Annotated in this window: 16 protein-coding genes and 1 riboswitch; of the genes, 12 read left to right on the top strand and 4 right to left on the bottom strand. The window is 74.6% G+C overall.

What is annotated here, in order from left to right:
- The first annotated feature begins 18 nt into the window (after positions 1-18).
- Positions 19-384 (top strand): cupin domain-containing protein, encoded by a 366-nt coding sequence (locus tag ACZLKG_RS01655; protein ID WP_463647699.1) that lies wholly within the window; start codon positions 19-21, stop codon positions 382-384.
- Here ACZLKG_RS01655 and ACZLKG_RS01660 read toward each other — a convergent pair.
- The gene (locus tag ACZLKG_RS01660; protein WP_463647700.1) at positions 381-1,754 is read right to left on the bottom strand and encodes an MFS transporter; all 1,374 of its coding nucleotides are present in this window, start codon (positions 1,752-1,754) and stop codon (positions 381-383) included. The two genes, ACZLKG_RS01655 and ACZLKG_RS01660, sit on opposite strands and share 4 nt — an antisense overlap.
- Before the next feature lie 267 nt (positions 1,755-2,021).
- Between ACZLKG_RS01660 and ACZLKG_RS01665 the strand changes: the two genes are divergently transcribed.
- The 10 genes from ACZLKG_RS01665 to ACZLKG_RS01710 all read left to right on the top strand — a co-directional run bounded on the left by ACZLKG_RS01665 (position 2,022) and on the right by ACZLKG_RS01710 (position 13,657).
- Positions 2,022-5,096, top strand: coding sequence for a Na+/H+ antiporter subunit A (locus tag ACZLKG_RS01665; RefSeq protein WP_463647701.1), 3,075 nt, complete (start codon positions 2,022-2,024; stop codon positions 5,094-5,096).
- On the top strand, positions 5,093-5,716 hold the full coding sequence (locus tag ACZLKG_RS01670) for a Na(+)/H(+) antiporter subunit C (protein WP_463647702.1): 624 nt from the start codon (positions 5,093-5,095) through the stop codon (positions 5,714-5,716). The genes ACZLKG_RS01665 and ACZLKG_RS01670 overlap by 4 nt, the downstream gene beginning before the upstream one ends.
- Positions 5,713-7,314, top strand: coding sequence for a Na+/H+ antiporter subunit D (locus ACZLKG_RS01675; protein ID WP_463647703.1), 1,602 nt, complete (start codon positions 5,713-5,715; stop codon positions 7,312-7,314). Before ACZLKG_RS01670 ends, ACZLKG_RS01675 begins: the two co-directional genes overlap by 4 nt.
- On the top strand, positions 7,311-8,105 hold the full coding sequence (locus tag ACZLKG_RS01680; protein ID WP_463647704.1) for a Na+/H+ antiporter subunit E: 795 nt from the start codon (positions 7,311-7,313) through the stop codon (positions 8,103-8,105). The genes ACZLKG_RS01675 and ACZLKG_RS01680 overlap by 4 nt, the downstream gene beginning before the upstream one ends.
- On the top strand, positions 8,105-8,527 hold the full coding sequence (locus tag ACZLKG_RS01685; protein ID WP_425707468.1) for an MrpF/PhaF family protein: 423 nt from the start codon (positions 8,105-8,107) through the stop codon (positions 8,525-8,527). Before ACZLKG_RS01680 ends, ACZLKG_RS01685 begins: the two co-directional genes overlap by 1 nt.
- Positions 8,524-8,904, top strand: a complete 381-nt coding sequence (gene mnhG, locus ACZLKG_RS01690) for a monovalent cation/H(+) antiporter subunit G (RefSeq protein WP_425707469.1) — start codon at positions 8,524-8,526, stop codon at positions 8,902-8,904. The genes ACZLKG_RS01685 and mnhG overlap by 4 nt, the downstream gene beginning before the upstream one ends.
- Positions 8,905-8,987: 83 nt before the next feature.
- Positions 8,988-9,266 carry a DUF4235 domain-containing protein gene (locus tag ACZLKG_RS01695; RefSeq protein WP_463647705.1) on the top strand — a complete coding sequence of 93 codons (279 nt, stop codon included), beginning with the start codon at positions 8,988-8,990 and terminating at the stop codon, positions 9,264-9,266.
- Between the two features lie 126 nt (positions 9,267-9,392).
- A riboswitch (TPP riboswitch) is annotated at positions 9,393-9,499 on the top strand.
- 56 nt (positions 9,500-9,555) lie between these two features.
- Positions 9,556-10,758 (top strand): thiamine ABC transporter substrate-binding protein, encoded by a 1,203-nt coding sequence (locus tag ACZLKG_RS01700; protein WP_463647706.1) that lies wholly within the window; start codon positions 9,556-9,558, stop codon positions 10,756-10,758.
- Complete coding sequence (locus ACZLKG_RS01705) at positions 10,755-12,509, top strand: ABC transporter permease (RefSeq protein WP_463647707.1); 1,755 nt, start codon at positions 10,755-10,757, stop codon at positions 12,507-12,509. Before ACZLKG_RS01700 ends, ACZLKG_RS01705 begins: the two co-directional genes overlap by 4 nt.
- Positions 12,503-13,657, top strand: coding sequence for an ABC transporter ATP-binding protein (locus tag ACZLKG_RS01710; protein ID WP_463647708.1), 1,155 nt, complete (start codon positions 12,503-12,505; stop codon positions 13,655-13,657). Before ACZLKG_RS01705 ends, ACZLKG_RS01710 begins: the two co-directional genes overlap by 7 nt.
- A 6-nt stretch (positions 13,658-13,663) precedes the next feature.
- Here ACZLKG_RS01710 and ACZLKG_RS01715 read toward each other — a convergent pair whose 3' ends face one another.
- The 3 genes from ACZLKG_RS01715 to ACZLKG_RS01725 all read right to left on the bottom strand — a co-directional run bounded on the left by ACZLKG_RS01715 (position 13,664) and on the right by ACZLKG_RS01725 (position 16,213).
- The gene (locus ACZLKG_RS01715; protein WP_425707474.1) at positions 13,664-14,311 is read right to left on the bottom strand and encodes a maleylpyruvate isomerase family mycothiol-dependent enzyme; all 648 of its coding nucleotides are present in this window, start codon (positions 14,309-14,311) and stop codon (positions 13,664-13,666) included.
- Between the two features lie 183 nt (positions 14,312-14,494).
- Positions 14,495-15,478 carry a glycerophosphodiester phosphodiesterase family protein gene (locus ACZLKG_RS01720; RefSeq protein ID WP_463647709.1) on the bottom strand — a complete coding sequence of 328 codons (984 nt, stop codon included), beginning with the start codon at positions 15,476-15,478 and terminating at the stop codon, positions 14,495-14,497.
- A 147-nt stretch (positions 15,479-15,625) separates the two neighbouring features.
- Positions 15,626-16,213, bottom strand: a complete 588-nt coding sequence (locus ACZLKG_RS01725; protein WP_463648068.1) for a class I SAM-dependent methyltransferase — start codon at positions 16,211-16,213, stop codon at positions 15,626-15,628.
- A gap of 111 nt (positions 16,214-16,324) precedes the next feature.
- Here ACZLKG_RS01725 and ACZLKG_RS01730 point away from each other — a divergent pair, with 111 nt between their 5' ends.
- On the top strand, positions 16,325-17,572 hold the full coding sequence (locus tag ACZLKG_RS01730) for an MFS transporter (protein WP_463647710.1): 1,248 nt from the start codon (positions 16,325-16,327) through the stop codon (positions 17,570-17,572).
- The last annotated feature ends 69 nt before the right edge of the window (positions 17,573-17,641 follow it).

Raw genomic sequence — 17,641 nt, forward strand, 5'->3', positions numbered from 1 at the left:
TGGAGGAAGAGGATCCCCATGAGCACGTACAGCCCACTCCTGCAGAAGGCCACGCTCGCCGACGTCTCCCCCGACGTGCACGGCCGGATCTCGAAGCGCACGGCCGAGCTCGACGGCGTCTCCGTCACCGAGGTGACGTTCGATGTCGGCGCGAGGTGGTCCGAGGACCTGAAGCCCGACGCGGGCACCGAGCTGTGCGAGCTCCCGCACGTCGCCTACGTGACGGCAGGCGTGCTCCGGGTCCTCGACGCCGACGGGACCGAGGTGGACTACGCGGCGGGCGACGTCATGCTGCTTCCGCCCGGGCACGACGCCTGGACCGTGGGGGACACGGCCGTGACCTTCGTCGAGTTCTCGCGCGGGAACGACTACTACGCGGCCTAGGCCCGCCGCAGCCTGGCGGCCTGCACGAGCACGATCGCGAGGAACGGGAGCGTCGCCAGGCACAGCGTGTGGAAGCCGGCGAGCGCCACGACCGGGCCGGACAGGATGGCCCCGACCGCGGCGACGGCGTTCATCGCCATGTCGCCGGCTCCCTGGACGACGGGTCGCTGACCGGCGGAGACCGCCCCGGTGAGCATCGCCGCAGCGGGCACGGTCACCACCGACCAGCCCACGCCGACGAGGAACAGCGCGACGCCGACCACCGGCCGGGAGGGCCCGGCCACCGCGCCGATCACCGCGCCGACCCCGAGCACGAGCTGGCCCGCGACGATGACCGGCACCGGGCCGAGCCGGTCCGACGCTCGGCCGACGAGCGGGGCGAGCCCGAACATCCCGAGCACGTGCACCGAGATGACGAGCCCGACGACGCCGACGTCCGCCCCGTGGTGGTCGAGGTGGATGGGGGTCATCGTCATGATCGCGACCATGACGAGGTGCGCGAGGACCTGGGCCGTCAGCGCGAACCGGGCCCGCGGGACGGTGGCGACGAGACGTAGCGCGGCCCGCACCGTCGTCCGGCGCGCGGGCGGGGCAGGCTCCGCGGGCAGCTCGGCGGTCGTCCCCTCCGGGGAGGTGGGGGGAGCAGCCTGCGTCCGCGTCCCTTCCGGGGAAGCCGCCTCCGGCAGCGTCCCACCCGGGAAGGCCGGGCGAGCAGGCGCCGCCCGCGTGCTCCGGTCGACCCGGGCGGCGCGCAGCCGGATCGAGAGCAGGAGAGGGTCGGGCCGGAGCAGGGCGAGGAGCGCGACCCCGGCGAGCGCGACGAGCGCGCCGCCGATGACGAACGCACCTGTGTACTCCGGCAGTCCCCAGCGCTCCTCGAGCACCTCGCCGGGCAGGCCGAGGTTCGGCCCCAGCACGGAGCCGAGCGTCCCCACCCACACGACGAGCGCGATCGAGCGCCCGCGGTGGTCGGCGTCGGCGAGGTCGGCGGCGGCGAAGCGCACCTGGAAGTTCGCGGCGGTGCCGCACCCCACGAGCATCATCCCGAGCACCAGCAGCGCCGTGCTCGAGGCGACGGCGGCGACCACGAGCAGGCCGGCGCCGATCGCGGCGGCGCCGTAGGCGGAGGCGAGCGCGCCCCGGCGTCCCCACCGCAGCGCGAGCGTGCCCAGGGGGACGGCGGCGAGGGCGGCGCCGATCGTCGTCGCGGACCGGGCGACGCCCGCCCACGTCTCGGAGTGGACGACGGCGCTCGCGAGGAGGATGCCGATGCTCGGAGCGGCGCCCGCGCCGAGGTTGCCGAGCACCTGGGCCAGGGAGAGCGTGGCGAGCGTCCGGCGTCGGGTCCGGTCGAGGTCGCCGCGCTGCACCCGGTCAACCTAGCCGCCGTCGCCCCGCACCCGCGTCCCCGGCCCCGATTCCTGCGTCGCCCCGCATCCCCGTCCCGGGCCGATGCCGGCCCCGGCGAGAGCATTACCACCCGGACGGCGGGCGTGCGGACCGCCTCGCCCGCTTACACTGGCACCAACCCCCGTCGGCCGGTAGCTCCGGCCAGTGCCGTCGCCCGCGTCCTGGTGCGGTCGTGCGCCCGACAGGCCGGGGAGGACGACGGACCGCGACCGGATGGGAGACAGCCCGTGATCGAGCTGCTGACTCTCCACGCCGTCGTGGCCGTCGCAGCTCCACCTCTCGTCTCGCGGTTCGGTCGTCGCATCTTCCTGCTCCTCGCGCTCGCCCCGGCGTCGGCCGCCGTGTGGGCCCTGTGGCACACCCGCGAGGTGTTCGACGGAGACGCCCCCACGCAGTTCGTCAGCTGGGTCCCCGGGTTCGACCTGCACCTCGACTTCCGGCTGGACGCCCTCGCCTGGCTCATGACGATCGTCGTGGGCGGTGTCGGGGCCCTGGTGCTCGCGTTCTGCGCGGCCTACTTCTCGAAGACCGCCGCGGGGCTGCCCCGGTTCGCCGGCGTGTTCGTCGCCTTCGCCGGCGCCATGCTGGGCCTCGTCACGACCGACAGCACGCTGCTGCTGTACGTGTTCTGGGAGCTGACGACGGTCTTCTCGTTCCTGCTCATCGGCCACTCGTTCGACCGCCAGTCCGCCCGACGCTCGGCCGTGCAGGCCATCCTCGTCACGACGCTCGGCGGCCTCGCGATGCTCGCCGGCTTCATCGCCCTCGGTGAGATGGACGGCGGCTCGTACCGCCTGTCCGGGCTGGTCGAGTCCGGCGCCGCGGGCCGCCTGGCCGAGGGCCCGCTCCTCACCTCGGCGATCGTCCTCGTGCTCGTGGGCGCCCTGAGCAAGTCGGCGCTCGTGCCGTTCCACTTCTGGCTGCCCGCCGCGATGGCCGCCCCGACGCCGGTCTCCGCGTACCTGCACGCCGCGGCGATGGTCAAGGCCGGCGTCTACCTCGTCGCCCGCCTCGCACCGGGACTCGCCTGGGAGACGTCCTGGCAGATCATGGTCCTCGGCTTCGGGCTCGGCACCCTGCTGATCGGCGGGTACCGGGCGTTGCGCCAGCACGACCTCAAGCTCGTGCTCGCCTTCGGCACGGTCTCCCAGCTCGGCTTCCTCATCGCCCTCGTCGGCCACGGGCAGCGCGCCGTCGCGCTCGCGGGCCTCACCCTCCTGCTCGCCCACGCCCTGTTCAAGTCCTGCCTGTTCCTCTCGGTGGGCATCATCGACTGGACGGTCGGCTCCCGCGACCTGCGCACGCTCTCCGGGCTGGGCAGGCGGATGCCGGTCCTTGCCGTCGTCATGGCGATCGCCACGGCGTCGATGGCGGGGCTGCCGCCCACGCTCGGGTACCTGGGCAAGGAGGCCGCCCTCGAGGCACTCGTGCACGGGTCCGGGTGGGTCGACGTCGTCACCCTGGTCGGCGTCGTCGTCGGTTCGGTCCTCACGCTCGCCTACGGGTTGCGCCTGTGGTGGGGGGCGTTCGGGACCAAGAAGGGTGTCGAGCGCACCGAGGTCCCGCACCGGTCGATGCTCATCATGGCGCCGCCGATCGTCCTGGCCGCGGCCTCGTTGGTCGCCGGCCTCGTCCCCGCACGGCTCGAGCGGCTCCTCGCCCCGCACGCGGACCTGCACCCGGGCGAGCCCGGGCATCTGGTCCTGTGGGCCGGTGTCACTCCCGCGTTCCTGCTCACGGTCGCCGTGGTCGTGGCCGGCATCGCGCTCTTCACGCTGCGCCGCCAGGTCGAGCGCGCGCAGGACCTCCTGCCCAACCATGCCGGCGCCGAGGGCGTCTACCGGCGCTCGCTCGTCGCGCTCGACCACTTCGCGGCGGACGTCACCGCGCTGACCCAGCGGGGATCGCTGCCCGCCTACCTCTCGACGATCTTCGTCGTTGTCGCCGCCGGCGCGCTCTCCGCGCTCGTGCTCGTCCCCGGCGGCGCCCCGGCCGACGTCCGCGTCGCGGACTCCGCGCTCCAGGCGGCGGTCGCCCTGCTCGTGTGCGTGTCCGCGGTGCTCGCCGCGCGTGCGCGACGCCGGCTCAAGGCCGTCCTCCTGCTCGGCGTCGCCGGGTACGGGGTCGCCCTGCTGTTCGTGCTCCACGGGGCACCGGACCTCGCGCTCACGCAGACCGTGGTCGAGACCGTCACTCTCGTCGTGCTCATCCTCGTGCTCCGCCGCCTGCCCGCGTACTTCTCCAACCGGCCGCTCGCCGCGTCGAGGTGGACGCGCCTGGCCATCGGCACCGCGGTGGGCGCCACCGTCGCCGTCGGTGCGCTGTTCATGACCGGGGGCCGGATCCACCCGCCCGTCACCGTCGACTTCCCCACGGAGGTCTACGAGTACGGCTACGGCCGCAACATCGTCAACGTCACGCTCGTGGACGCCCGTGCCTGGGACACGTACGGCGAGGTCTCGGTGATCGTCGCGGCCGCCACCGGCATCGCCTCGCTGCTGTTCGTGCGCGGCCGGTTCGGGCGGGTCGAGCGCCGCATCGAGCCGAAGAAGGGTTCGCCGGGCGTGTGGGCGGAGTTCCCGGACCCGGCCGCAGCCGTCCGCAAGGACCGCCAGCGCAAGCGCCTCGCGTCGAACGCGTCGCTGCGCGACCCCCAGCGGGGTCAGCGCTGGCTCGCCGCGAGCGCGACGCTCGCCCCGGTGCGCCGCTCGGTGATGTTCGAGATCGGTGCGCGGCTGATCTTCCACACGCTCATCATCTACTCGCTGTTCCTCCTCTTCTCCGGGCACAACGCGCCGGGCGGCGGGTTCGCCGGCGGCATCGCGGCAGGCATCGCGCTCATCGTCCGCTACCTCGCGGGCGGGCGGTTCGAGCTCGCCGAGGCGGTGCCGCTCCACCCGGGCCACCTGCTCGGTGCCGGCCTGGTGACCATGACCCTCGCGGCCACCGCCCCCATGCTGTTCGGCGGCACGGTCCTGCAGAGCGCGGTCTTCGACTTCACCCTGTGGCCGTTCGGCGACGTCCACCTCGTCACGACCCTGATCTTCGACGTGGGCGTCTACCTCGTCGTCATCGGGCTCGTGCTCGACATCCTGCGCTCGCTCGGCGCCGAGGTCGACCGGCACGGCGAGCTCGAGGGCGAGCAGGCCCCGGACCTGTCCCACGACGACCCGGCCCGCGCGTCGGACGACCGCGTGGTCGGCGTCGACCGTCGGGACGACGTGGCCGACCACCTGCAGGGCGCCGCAGCCCCGACGCGGCGCACCGGACCCGACGGAGCGCCGGGACGGGGGAGCCCGTGATCGACGTCAGCCCCTCCCTCGCCCTCCTCCTCGTGGTCGCCGTCCTCGTCGGCGCCGGCGTCTACCTCGTGCTCGAGCGGTCCCTCACGCGCGTCGTCATCGGCGCGGGCCTCATCACGCACGGCATCAACGTGCTCATCCTCGTGGCCGGCGGCCGGGCCGGCGAGCCGCCACTCATCGGGTCGAGCGAGCCCGAGGACATGTCCGACCCGCTGCCGCAGGCGATGATCCTCACCGCGATCGTCATCAGTCTCGGCATCACCGCGTTCCTCCTGGCGCTGGCCTACCGCTCGTGGCAGCTCAACGGCCACGACGAGGTGCAGGACGACCTGGAGGACCGCCGTATCGCCCGACGCGCCGCCCGCGACGAGCTCGATGCCCGCTCGACCGACGACTCCGGCTCGACCCTCGAGCAGGAGGCCGCCACCACGTTCGACGAGACCGACACCGGTGACGACCGACGGTCGAGCAAGGCCCCGCCGCCGCCGGGACACCGGTCCACGCGCGTGGGCACCCGGGGCGTCCCGCACTCGGCCACCGCGACCGAGCAGGTCGGCCACCCGGACGAGGACCGCCGCAACCGCACGGCGGACCACGACGACGAGGGGGGGCGCTCATGAGCTGGCTGCTCGCCGTCCCCGTCCTGCTCCCGCTCCTCGGCGCGGGCACCTCGCTCGTGCTCGCCAGGTTCCGCCGCGCGCAGGGCATCATCTCGGTGGTCGTGCTCGCCGCGGTCCTCGCCGTCGCCATCGTGCTGCTCGTGGCCGTGGACTCCGGCCCGATCGTGCTCAACATCGGCGGCTGGTCGGCCCCGGTCGGGATCGTCCTGGTGGCCGACCGGCTGTCGGCCCTGCTCCTCGTGGTCTCCGTGGCGGTCACGCTCGCCGTGCTCGTGTACTCGTTCGCCCAGAACGTCGCGGACGGCGACGAGGGCGCCCCGGTGACGATCTACCACCCGACGTTCCTCGTCCTGTCGGCGGGCGTGTCGAACGCCTTCCTCGCGGGCGACCTGTTCAACCTGTACGTCGGGTTCGAGATGCTGCTCGTCGCGAGCTTCGTCCTCATCACGCTGGGCGGCACGCGCGACCGGATCCGCTCGGGCACCGTCTACATCATCGTCTCCTTCATCTCGTCGTTCATCTTCCTCGCCGGGATCGCCTACGTGTACGCGGCGGCGGGCACCGTCAACATGGCCCAGCTCGCGCAGCGGCTGCCGGAGATCGATCCCAGCGTGACGGTCGTCCTCGAGGCCGTCCTCCTCATCGCGTTCGGCATCAAGGCGGCGCTGTTCCCGCTGTCCGCGTGGCTGCCCGACTCCTACCCGACGGCGCCCGCGCCGGTGACCGCCGTCTTCGCGGGCCTGCTCACCAAGGTCGGCGTCTACGCGATCATCCGCTCCCAGGTCACCCTGTTCGGCGACAGCCGGATGAGCACCGTCCTCCTGGTCGTCGCGGCCGCGGCCATGATCGTCGGCATCCTCGGCGCCGTGGCGCAGGCCGACCTCAAACGACTGCTCTCGTTCACCCTCATCAGCCACGTCGGCTACATGATCTGGGGCATCGGCACCGCGACGACCGACGGGCTCTCGGCGGCCATCTTCTACGTCGCCCACCACATCACCGTGCAGACCGGGCTGTTCCTCGTGGCGGGACTCATCGAGCGTCGCGGCGGCACGACGTCGCTCGTGCGGCTCGGGTCCCTCGCCCGGCTCGCCCCGCTCCTGGCCGTGCTGTACCTCGTGCCCGCGCTCAACCTCGCCGGGATCCCACCGTTCAGCGGGTTCCTCGGGAAGGTCGGGCTCATGCAGGCCGCTGCGACCGAGGGGTCGTGGATGTCGTGGACGCTCGTCGGAGCCGGCCTGGTCACCTCGCTGCTCACCCTCTACGCCGTCGTCAAGGCCTGGAACATGGCGTTCTGGCAGGAGGCGCCGGAGGAGCTCGAGGGCCAGTCCACGCCCGCGACGATGACGCTGTCGGCCGGCGCGGTCATCGCCATGTCGCTCGGCATGACCGTGGCCGCCGGCCCGATCGTCGACTACGCGGACACCGCGGCCCGCGACCTCATGCTGCGCACGCCCTACATCACCGCCGTGCTGCCCGGCGGCGAGCGGGGCGACGGCATCTCCGACGAGATCGCCGAGCGGGGCGAGCGCTCGGAGGAGATGCCGGTCGAGACGCCCAGCGAGGACCAGCCCGTCGGAGAGGAGGGTGTGCCGTGACCGACGACCTCGGACACTCCCGCGCCGGAGCGGTGACGCCCGCGGACCCGCGCACCGCCGGGCGCGCGGCCCGGGAGGGCCGGCCCGGCACGCGCGCACGCTGGGGCCGCCGCCGTCGCGGCGCCCGCGGTGCGCCGCCCCGCCTCGCCCCGACGTCGTGGAAGCTCGTCGTCTGGCTGACCGTCGTCTGGGTGCTGCTCTGGGGCGACCTGTCCGTCGGCAACGTCGTGGCCGGCCTCGCGCTGGGTCTCTTCGTCACGATCCTCATGCCCATGCCGCGCGCGACGGGCCGGACCACCGTGCGCCCGCTCGCCGTCGTCGTGCTCGTGGCGGTGTTCGTGTGGGAGGTGCTGCGTGCCTCCTGGCAGATCGTCGTGCTCACGGTGCGGGGCCGGCCCCCGCGCGGCGCCGTCATCCGCGTCCAGCTGCGCTCCCACTCCGACCTCATCCTCACCGGCACCGGCGGGATGTGCTCGCTGGTGCCCGGCTCGCTCGTCGTCGAGGCCATGCGCCTGTCCGGGATGCTCTACATGCACATCCTCGACGTCGACATCGCGGGCGGTCTCGAGCGTGCGCACTCCGACGTCCTCGACCAGGAGGAACGTCTCCTGCGGGCCTTCGCCACCGACGACCAGCTCGTCGACGCCGGCTTCCGCCCGGGCTGGTCCCGGCGCGCCGGGCGGCTGCCGTCGCCGTCCGTCGAGGGCCCGGCGGCCGAGGCCCCGCCGGAGGACGGCCAGTCGGCGGCCGGCCAGGTCGGTCCGTCCCCGACGACGGGGGGCGGTGCGTGATGGAGATCGTCGTCTACGCCTGCCTCGCCGTGGTGGTGCTCGCCGTCTTCACCGCGCTCGTGCGCCTGGAGCGCGGGCCGTCCACGCTCGACCGCGCGGTCTCCACGGACGTCGTCACCGCGTCCGTCGTCGCGCTCGTGGGGCTGCTCATCGCGTGGACCGGGAGCGCCGCGTACGTGCCGATGCTCGTGGTCATCACGCTCGTCGGGTTCCTCACCACGGTGACGATCGCGCGGTTCACCGCGGTCGAGAAGTCCGACGAGGCCCGCATCCTCACCAAGGAGGAGCTCGCCCAGGTCATCGCGCGCGAGCGCGAGCTCGACGACGACGACGCGCCCGTCCACGGTCCCGACTCGCCGCGCGTGACGGGCGAGGACACCTCGGGCCCGGAGGACGACGGCACCGGGGAGGGACGGTCATGAGCTGGTCCGACGTCGTGACGGTGCTCGCCGCGATCCTGCTGGTCGCGGGCTCGCTGCTGGTGCTCGTCGCCGCGGTCGCGCTCGTGCGCTTCCCCGACCTGTTCAGCCGGATGCACGCCGCGGCCAAGCCGCAGGTGCTGGGTCTCGCCCTGCTCATGGCGGGGGTCGCTCTCGAGGTGCGCGACCCGCGGATCGGGTGGACGCTTGTCCTCGTCGTCGCGTTCCAGCTCCTCACGGCGCCCATCAGCGCCCACATGGCCGGGCGCGGCGGCTACCGCACCGGTCGGGTGGACAGGTCCGCGCTCGTGGTCGACGAGCTGGCCGAGGACATCGAGGCCTCGGGCGGGGACGCGAACCACAAGCACACTGGGGCATGATCGTCCCGACGGACTGCGCGGGAAGGCCGGGCAGCCCGGGAGACCACGACCAGGGCGTCACGCCCTGACCACGGAGGGCACAGATGGACATCGGTTGGAAGATCGTGAGCACGGGCGCCGGCGTGGTCGCCGGCATCGCGGCGAACAAGATCCTCTCGAAGGGCTGGGTCGCGGTCACGGGCCACGAGCCGCCGGAGGTCGTCGACGGCGACGACTCGGTCTCCCTGGTCGAGATCGTGGTGTTCACGGCCGTCTCGGGGGCCGTCGTCGGCCTGGTCCGCCAGCTGGCCATGCGCCAGGCCGCCAAGTGGTACAAGCCCGCCGAGCTGCAGAAGGTCTCGGACGACGTCTTCGACGACTGACGACCCTTCGCGCGCATGGCGCCGGGGCGCGACCGGCGGCCGTCCGACGTCGCCCGGCCCCGCCGCAGGCCCGCACCACGCACGTGGTGCGGGCCGCGTCGTGTCCGGGCGGCGCGGTAGCATGCCGGTGAACGACAGGGGAGCGCCGACCACGGCGCTGAGAGTGCGGTACGCCGCAGACCCTCGAACCTGATCCGGTTAGCACCGGCGGAGGTAGTCGGGACATCTCTCCGTCGTCGCGGTACCCGCCGCGGCGACGAACCCTGCGCACCCACGCAGGAGGTACGACATGCGCAGCACCATCACCGGCCCGGGCACCGGCTTCCGCCGCCCGGGCGCCGGCACGGACCACCCGGGCCCCCACCGCCGGGGCGCGCGGGCTCTCGGGCTCGGCACGGCCCTCGCCCTCACCCTCGCCGGCTGCTCGCTGGGCGGCGGGGACGAGGACACGGACGACTCCGAGGGCGCGGGCGACGCGGAGACGGCGGAGCAGGCGTCCGAGGGCGCGTCCGGCGGGTCCGGCGAGGCGCCGGCAGGCGCGGGCGGCGAGGTCGCTCTCGTCACGCACGACTCGTTCAACCTCCCCGACGAGCTGATCGAGCAGTTCGAGGCGGAGAGCGGGTACACGCTCGTCGTCACGGCGCCCGGGGACGCGGGCAGCGTCGTCAACGAGCTCCTCCTCACCGCGGGCAGCCCGTCCGCCGACGTCGTGTACGGCATCGACAACGCCTACGCGAGCCGTGCGATCGACGGGGGCGTGCTCGAGCCCTACACCTCGCCGGACCTGCCCGCCTCCGCGGAGGACCTGCTCGTCGACGGAGGGGACCAGCTCACTCCCGTCGACTTCGGCGACGTGTGCCTCAACGTCGACACCGCGTGGTTCGAGCGGGAGGGGCTCACGCCGCCGCAGACGCTCGCGGACCTGACCGAGCCCGACTACGCGGACCTCACGGTCGTCACCGACCCGAACGTCTCCTCGCCGGGTCTCTCGCTCCTCGTGGCCACCGTCGCGGAGAGCGGCGAGGAGGGGTTCGCCGACTACTGGCAGAGCCTTCTCGACAACGGCCTGCGGGTCGTCGACTCCTGGTCGGACGCCTACTACGTCGACTTCACGTTCTCCGGCGGGGACCGCCCGATCGTCCTGTCCTACTCCTCCTCCCCGGCCGCGACCCCCACCGAGGACGGCACGGGCTCGACCACGGCGGCGCTGCTCGACACCTGCGTCCGGCAGGTGGAGTACGCGGGCGTCGTGGCGGACGCGAGCAACCCCGAGGGTGCGCGCGCGGTGATCGACTGGTTGCTGTCCGCGGACGTCCAGGCCGCCATGCCCGAGTCGATGTACATGTACCCCGTCGACGACGAGGCCCCGCTGCCCGAGGCGTGGTCCGAGTTCGCACCGCCCGCCGAGGAGCCGATCGAGATGCCGGCCGGCGAGATCGACGCGAACCGCGAGGAGTGGCTGCGCACCTGGGACGAGGTGGTCGGCGGTTGACGGCCCGCCGCCTCGCGCGCGCTCTCGCGGTCGGGGTGCCGGTCGCGTTCCTCGCGATCTTCTTCGTCGCGCCCGTCGCGGCGCTGGTGGTCCACGGGCTGCTGCCGGGGGAGCGGATCCCCGGGATCCCCGCCGGCGACCCCGTGCTGGAGATCCTCGCGCGCAGGTCCACGCTCGACGCGCTCTGGCGCACCCTCGCGCAGGCGCTCGCCGCGACCGTCTGCGCGCTCGCGCTCGGGGTCCCGGGCGCGTACGTCCTGTACCGGACGTCGTTCCCCGGTCGCCGGATCCTGCGCGCGGTCGTCGCGGTGCCGTTCGTGCTGCCCACCGTGGTCGTCGGCGTCGCGTTCCGGGCGGTCCTCGCCCCGTCGGGCGTCCTGGGGTTCCTCGGGCTCGACCGGTCCCCGTGGGCGCTGCTCGCGGCGCTCGTGTTCTTCAACTACTCGGTCGTCGTCCGGGTGGTCGGGCCGGCGTGGGCCGCGCTGGACCCGCGGCCGGAGCAGGCGGCGCGCACGCTCGGCGCCTCCCCGTGGCGGGCGCTGCGCACGGTCACGCTGCCCGCCCTGACCCCGGCGATCACCTCCGCCGGTGCGCTCGTCGCCCTGTTCTGCGCGACCTCCTACGGGATCGTCCGCAGCCTCGGCCCGCTCGGCTGGTCGACCCTCGAGACCGAGATCTGGCGGCTGGGCACCCGCAACCTCGACCTGCGCGGGGCCGCGGTGCTCTCGATCGTGCAGATCGCCGTCGTCGTGGCGGCCACCCTGCTCGTCGCGCGGTCCCGGCGCCCGGCCGGCCGGGTGCGTCCCGTCGCGACCCCGCCGCTCGACCTCCGCTCGCCCGGCACCCTGGGCGCCGCCGCGCTGACGGCCGCCGTCGTCGCCGGTCTGCTGATCGCGCCGATGCTCGGCCTCGTCGAGCGCTCGCTGCGCGCGGCCGACGGCTCGTGGACGCTCGACCACTACCGCGCGCTCGCGGGCGACGGCGGCGGGGCGCTCCCGCGCTCCGTGCTCGACGCCGCGGAGCTCTCCCTGCGGTCGGCCGTCGACGCGACCCTTCTCGCGCTCGTGGTGGGCCTGCTCGCCGCCGTCGTCATCGCCGGCCGGCCTGGTGCGGGGGAGCTCGTGGCGCGCGGCGGGGCCGGGCCGGGCGCGCATGGGGCGGCCGCGGCGCGGGCCGGTGGTGCGGACCGGGGCCGGGGCGCAGGGCGTAGGCCCGCCGGAGCCGGTCGTGGCCGCGCCCTGCTCGACACCCTCGTGATGCTGCCGATCGGCGTGTCCGCGGTGACGGTGGGCTTCGGTCTCGTGCTCCTGTCGGGGTGGTTGCCGGTCGACCTGCGTGGCTCGCCGCTCGCCGTCCCGATCGCACAGGCCGTCGTGGCGGTGCCGCTCGTGGTCCGCACCGTGGTGCCGGTGCTCAGGTCGGTTCCCGCCCGGCAGCGGGAGGTCGCCGCGACGCTCGGGGCGTCCCCGCGGCGGGTGCTGCTCACCGTCGACGGTCCTGCGCTCCTGCGCGCCGGCGGGGTGGCGACCGGCTTCGCGTTCGCGGTGTCGATGGGAGAGTTCGGGGCGACGAGCTTCCTCGCGCGCTCCACCGACCCGACACTGCCGGTGGCGGTCGTGCGCCTGCTCGGGCGGCCCGGCATCGACAGCCAGGGCACGGCGATGGCGGCCGCCGTGCTGCTGGCCGCGCTCACGGCCACGGTCATGGCGCTCGCCGAGCGCGCACGTGCGGAAGGGGATGCGGGATGGTGAACGACAGGCACGCGACGGTCACGGCGGACGCCGCCGGTGGCCTCGTCGTCGACGGGGTCTCGGTCGTCTACCCGGACGGGCACCGAGCCGTCGACGCGGTGTCGCTCAGCCTCGCGCCGGGTGAGGTCCTCGCGGTCGTCGGCGCCTCCGGGTCGGGCAAGTCCTCGCTGCTGCGTGCCGTCGCCGGGCTCGAGCCCCTCGCGTCCGGGGCGGTGCGTCTCGACGGTGCCGACCTCGCCGGGGTGCCCGTGCACCGGCGCGGGGTGGGGCTGCTCTTCCAGGACGGGCAGCTGTTCGACCACCTCGACGTCGCGGGGAACGTCGCGTACGGGCTGCGCTCCTTCGCCCGGGCCGAGCGGCCCACCCGGGCCGAGCGCGAGCAGCGGGTGGCCGAGCTGCTCGAGCTCGTCGGCCTCGCGGACCTGGCCGGCCGCGCCGTGACCACGCTGTCGGGCGGGCAGGCGCAGCGCGTGGCGCTCGCCCGCGCCCTCGCCCCGCGACCGCGGGCGGTCCTGCTCGACGAGCCGCTCTCGGCACTCGACCGCGCGCTGCGGGAACGGCTCGCCGTCGACCTCTCGGCGATCCTGCGCGCGGCCGGCGCCACCGCGCTGCACGTCACGCACGACCTGGACGAGGCGGCCACCGTCGCCGACCGGATCGCGGTGCTGTCAGCCGGTCGGCTGCGCCAGGTGGCGACCCCGCGGCAGCTGTGGTCGGCCCCCGCCGACCGGGAGGTCGCCGAGCTGCTGGGACACGGGCCGGTGCTGCCGGCGTCCGCGCTCGGCCGCGGCGCGGACGGCGGGGACGGCGCGCACCGCGTCGTGGACGGCCCCGGCCGGGGCGAGGTCGCGCTGGCGCCCGGGGCTCTCGTCGTGCGTCCGGTCGGGAACGGGCCGGGCGGCCCGTCCGACGACGTCGCGGCCGTGCTGCCGGCCCGTGCCACGGGGGTGCGGCACGTGCGGGGCAGGACCTGGGTCGACGTCGTGCTCGACGTGGACGGCGGCGTGCGGGCGCGGGCCCTCGTCCGCGGGGAGCCGGGCCGGACCGCCGACGAGGACGCTCCCGACCTGTCCGACGTGCGCGAGGTCGCGGTGCTCTCGGCGGGGATCGTCCGGATCGGCGACCCCGAGTCGTCGGCGCGCTGGTGAGGCGCGTCAGGCCGCGCGAGTGAACCGCGTCCGGAGGGTCTGAACGCCGGGGCCCTCGAGCCGGTCGAGGAACTCGGGTCGGCCGGCCATCGCCATGACGAGCTCGAGGGTGCGGCCGGAGACCCTCGGCCCCTCCCCGTACCGGAAGACGCCGTCGGTGGCGACGAGCTCGAGATCCTCGACCGCCGAGCTGGAGTTGACCGCCCAGTCCTTGGCGGCATAGCTCAGCGCCACCTGCTCGACCGCGTCGTGGTCCGGTTCCGAGGAGATGCCGAGAGGTACGCGGACGTCCATGCCGTGCACCACCACCTCGCCGAGCCAGGCCCACGTGGTGCGGGTGGGCTCGATGCGGCTGGGGATCGTCGTGCGGAAGCGCCGCAGCGTCTCGGCGGGGGAGTCGCCCATGTGCTGGGCGAGGAGCCGGGCGTTGTGGACGTCGGTGCGGAAGCGCGAGCCGACCATGCTCCGCAGCCAGGCGATCTTCCCCGTGCTGCCGGCGGCGGTGAGATGGGCGAGCGTCTCCTCGACGGTCCAGGCGCTGCTCAGGGAGGTGGTGCGCCACTGCTCGTCGGTGAGTCCCTCGAGGTCCTCGGCCAGGCGCGTGCGCTCCGTCTTGATCGCCTGCCACAACCGGTCCCGGTCCCAGGTGTCCACGGCATCCTCCGCGTGTCGGGAAGGTCAGGTTCTCACAGCCCGTCCACGGGCGGGAGGGGCCAGGTCACACAGGTGGTCCGCAGGGACCGTAGGCGGGGCCGGACCCGGACGGCGGCCGCGGTACGCGGCCCTGGTCGCGCTGTGGGGCCTGGGCCGCGGTGCGCGGGCCGGGTCGCGGTGCGGTCAGGGCCCCGCGGGGGCCCGGCCGACCGAGGCGAAGCTCCCCACGAGGGTCTCGGCGTCGTCGGCGATGATCCCGTCGACCCCCTGGTCGAGCAGGCGACGCACGTCGTCCGGCGCGTCCACCGTCCAGGCGACCACCCGGAGCCGGAGGTCGTGCGCCATGCCGACCAGCCGGTCGGCGACCCGTGGGTTCGCCATGAGGGCGAGCCGGCCCAGGCGCCAGGCGGCGTGCGCGAAGTCGCCGTCGGCAGCGATCTCCCGCGGCGGGCGCACCCCGGACATCGCGCACAGGTAGAGCCGGAGCAGGGCCCGCCAGCCGAGCGCCGAGGCGACCCCCGTGCGGTCACGGATCTCGGCGAGCCAGCCGTCGAACCCGCCCGCGACGCAGACCCGGTCGGCCGCCCGGGTGCGGCGGACCGCGTCGACGAGCGGGCCGATGGCGGCCGCCTCCTTGACGTCGACGATGAAGCGCGAGTCCGGGAAGCGGGCGAGGAGGTCGTCGATGCGGGTGATCGGCTCGGCGCCGAGGACCCGGGCGGTCGCCAGCTCGACCCACGTGCGCGCCCCGACGGGTCCGACGAGGTCGGTGACGCGGTCGAGCGTGGCGTCGTGGAAGGCGACGGGCACCCCGTCCGCGGTCACGCGCACGTCGGTCTCGAGGTAGGTCAGTCCGGCGTCCGTGGCCCGGGCGAACGCGGCGACCGTGTTCTCCGGGGCGTTCGCCAGGCCGCCTCGGTGCGCGATCGCCCAGGGGCCGGTGCGCTGCCCGTACGGCACCGCGACGCGCGGGTACGGGGCGGGCAGTGGCTCGATGTCGAACATCGACCAGGCCGGGGACGGCGCGGAGGGGTGACCGGTCGTCGTGGCTCCCGGCAGGGGCGGGGCGCCCAGGTGTGCGGGCGACGTCGCCACGGGTACGGGTGCGGCGAGGTCGCTCGGCGGGAGGGTGGTGAACGACGTCCCGGGGTCCACGAGGATGGCCACGGCCCCATCCTGGGGCGGCCGGCGGCGCGATCCCCGCGACCTGGCTCACGATCACGAAGTGTTCACCGAGCCGCCGCCCGGGTGTCGTCGGGGGGTTGCCGCGACGTCGCTCGACCGGCCGGGCGCCGGGGTCCGGCCCCGCCGTCGTCAGGCGTGACCGAGCAGCGCGACGAGGAAGTCGGAGGACGGTCGCAGCGCGCGCAGGTCCCACGTCCCGAGCAGGAGGTCGGGCGTGAGGCCGGCGGACCGTGCGTCGGCGAGGAAGTCGTCGACCGGGTAGCCGCGGTCCGGCCCGAAGCCGACGGCGACGCGGCCGTCGGCGGCGAGGTGCCGGGCGAAGCCCGCCAGGGTGGGGCGCCTCTCGGCGTGGGAGAGGAAGGTGAGGACGTTCCCGGCGCAGACGACGGCGTCGAACGGCTCGTCTGTGCCCGTACGGGCGTCGAGCGCGCGATCGAGGTCGGCGATGTCGCCGACGAGCCACTGGGGACCGGGGTGGACGGCGCGGGCCTCCTCGACCAGCTCGGGGTCGAGGTCGACGCCGACGACGACGTGGCCCGCCGCCGCCAGCCGGCCCCCCACGCGGCCGGTGCCGGCACCGGCGTCGAGGATCCGTGCGCCGCGGGGGACCATCGCGTCGACGAGGCGGGCCTCGCCGCCGAGGTCCACCTCGTTGTCCGCCATGCGCCGGAACCGGTCGATGTACCAGCGCGAGTGGCCGGGATTCTCTGCGAGCATCGCGGTCCAGCCGTTGACGTCGTCCACGTCCCGACAGTAGCCGCGGGGTGCGCACCGGTGGCAACGGTGCGCGCGGGGAAGGGGTCACCCGTGGGCGACAATGGCCCGGACATGACGACTCCACCTGGCTCCGGCCCCGTCCCGGCTCCCGACTCCGAGCCGATGCCGCGGGAGATCTGGTTCCTCGTCGTCGCCTCGTTCATCGTGGCGATGGGCTACGGGCTGGTCGCGCCCGTGCTGCCGACGTACGCGCGGTCGTTCGGCGTGGGCGTGACGGCGGCGACCGTCGTCGTGTCCGCGTTCGCCTTCATGCGACTGGTGTTCGCCCCCGTCGGCGGGAGCCTCGTGGGTCGCCTCGGACCACGGGTCGTCTACGTGACGGGGCTCGTCGTCGTGGCGCTGTCGACCGGAGCGAGCGCGTTCGCCGGCGACTACTGGCAGCTCCTCACCTTCCGCGGGCTGGGTGGCATCGGCTCGACGATGTTCACCATCTCGGCGGCCTCCCTGGTCATCGCGCTCGCGCCGGTGGCGAAGCGGGGGCGGGCCTCGGCGCTGTTCGGCTCGGGCTTCCTGCTGGGCAACGTCCTCGGCCCCGTGCTGGGCGCCGCGTTGTCCGGGCTGGGCCTGCGGGCGCCGTTCATCATCTACGGGGTCGGGCTGCTCGTCGCCGCCGCCCTCGTCGCCGTGTTCGTCCGCCCCTCCCGGGCCGCGCGCGAGGCGGCGAAGGCGCGCGTGGACGCCCCGCCGACCCAGCCGCCGATGCGGGTGGCCGAGGCCATGCGGGACCCGGCCTACCGGGCGTCGCTCGTCTCCGGGTTCACGCACGGCTGGGCGAACATGGGCGTGCGGATGGCGATCATCCCGCTGTTCGTGGTCACCGTCGCCGGTGCGGGCGACTGGTCCCCGGGGGTTGCGCTGGCGAGCTACGCGATCGGCACGCTCGTCACCCTCAGGTGGAGCGGGCGGGCGATCGACCGCGTCGGACGCCGACCGCTGCTCATGGGAGGGCTGGCCTTCTCCGCCCTCACCGCCCTGCTGCTCGGACTCTCCTTCCACGTGGTGATGGTCCTCGTGCTGTGCGTGCTCGGCGGTGTGGCTGCGGCGGCCATCCAGCCGGCCCAGCAGGCGGTGCTCGCCGACGTGGTGGGACGCGAACGGAGCGGCGGCCCGGTGGTCGCGCGCAGCCAGATGGCGATGGACACCGGCACGATCCTCGGCCCGATCGTCTCTGGCGTGCTCGTGGACTCGGTCGGGTACGGCTGGGCGTTCGGCGTGGCCGGCGTGATCCTGCTGGTCGGACTCCTGCCGTGGCGGACCGCGCCGGAGACCCTGGAGCGCACGCGGCCCGACGCCCCCTGACGACGAGCGAGCGCGGTTCTGCCTGGCCTGGGCTGCTCAGCCCCACGAGTGAGCGGGGTTCTGCTCGAC

Source organism: Georgenia sp. Z2081 (assembly GCF_055326445.1).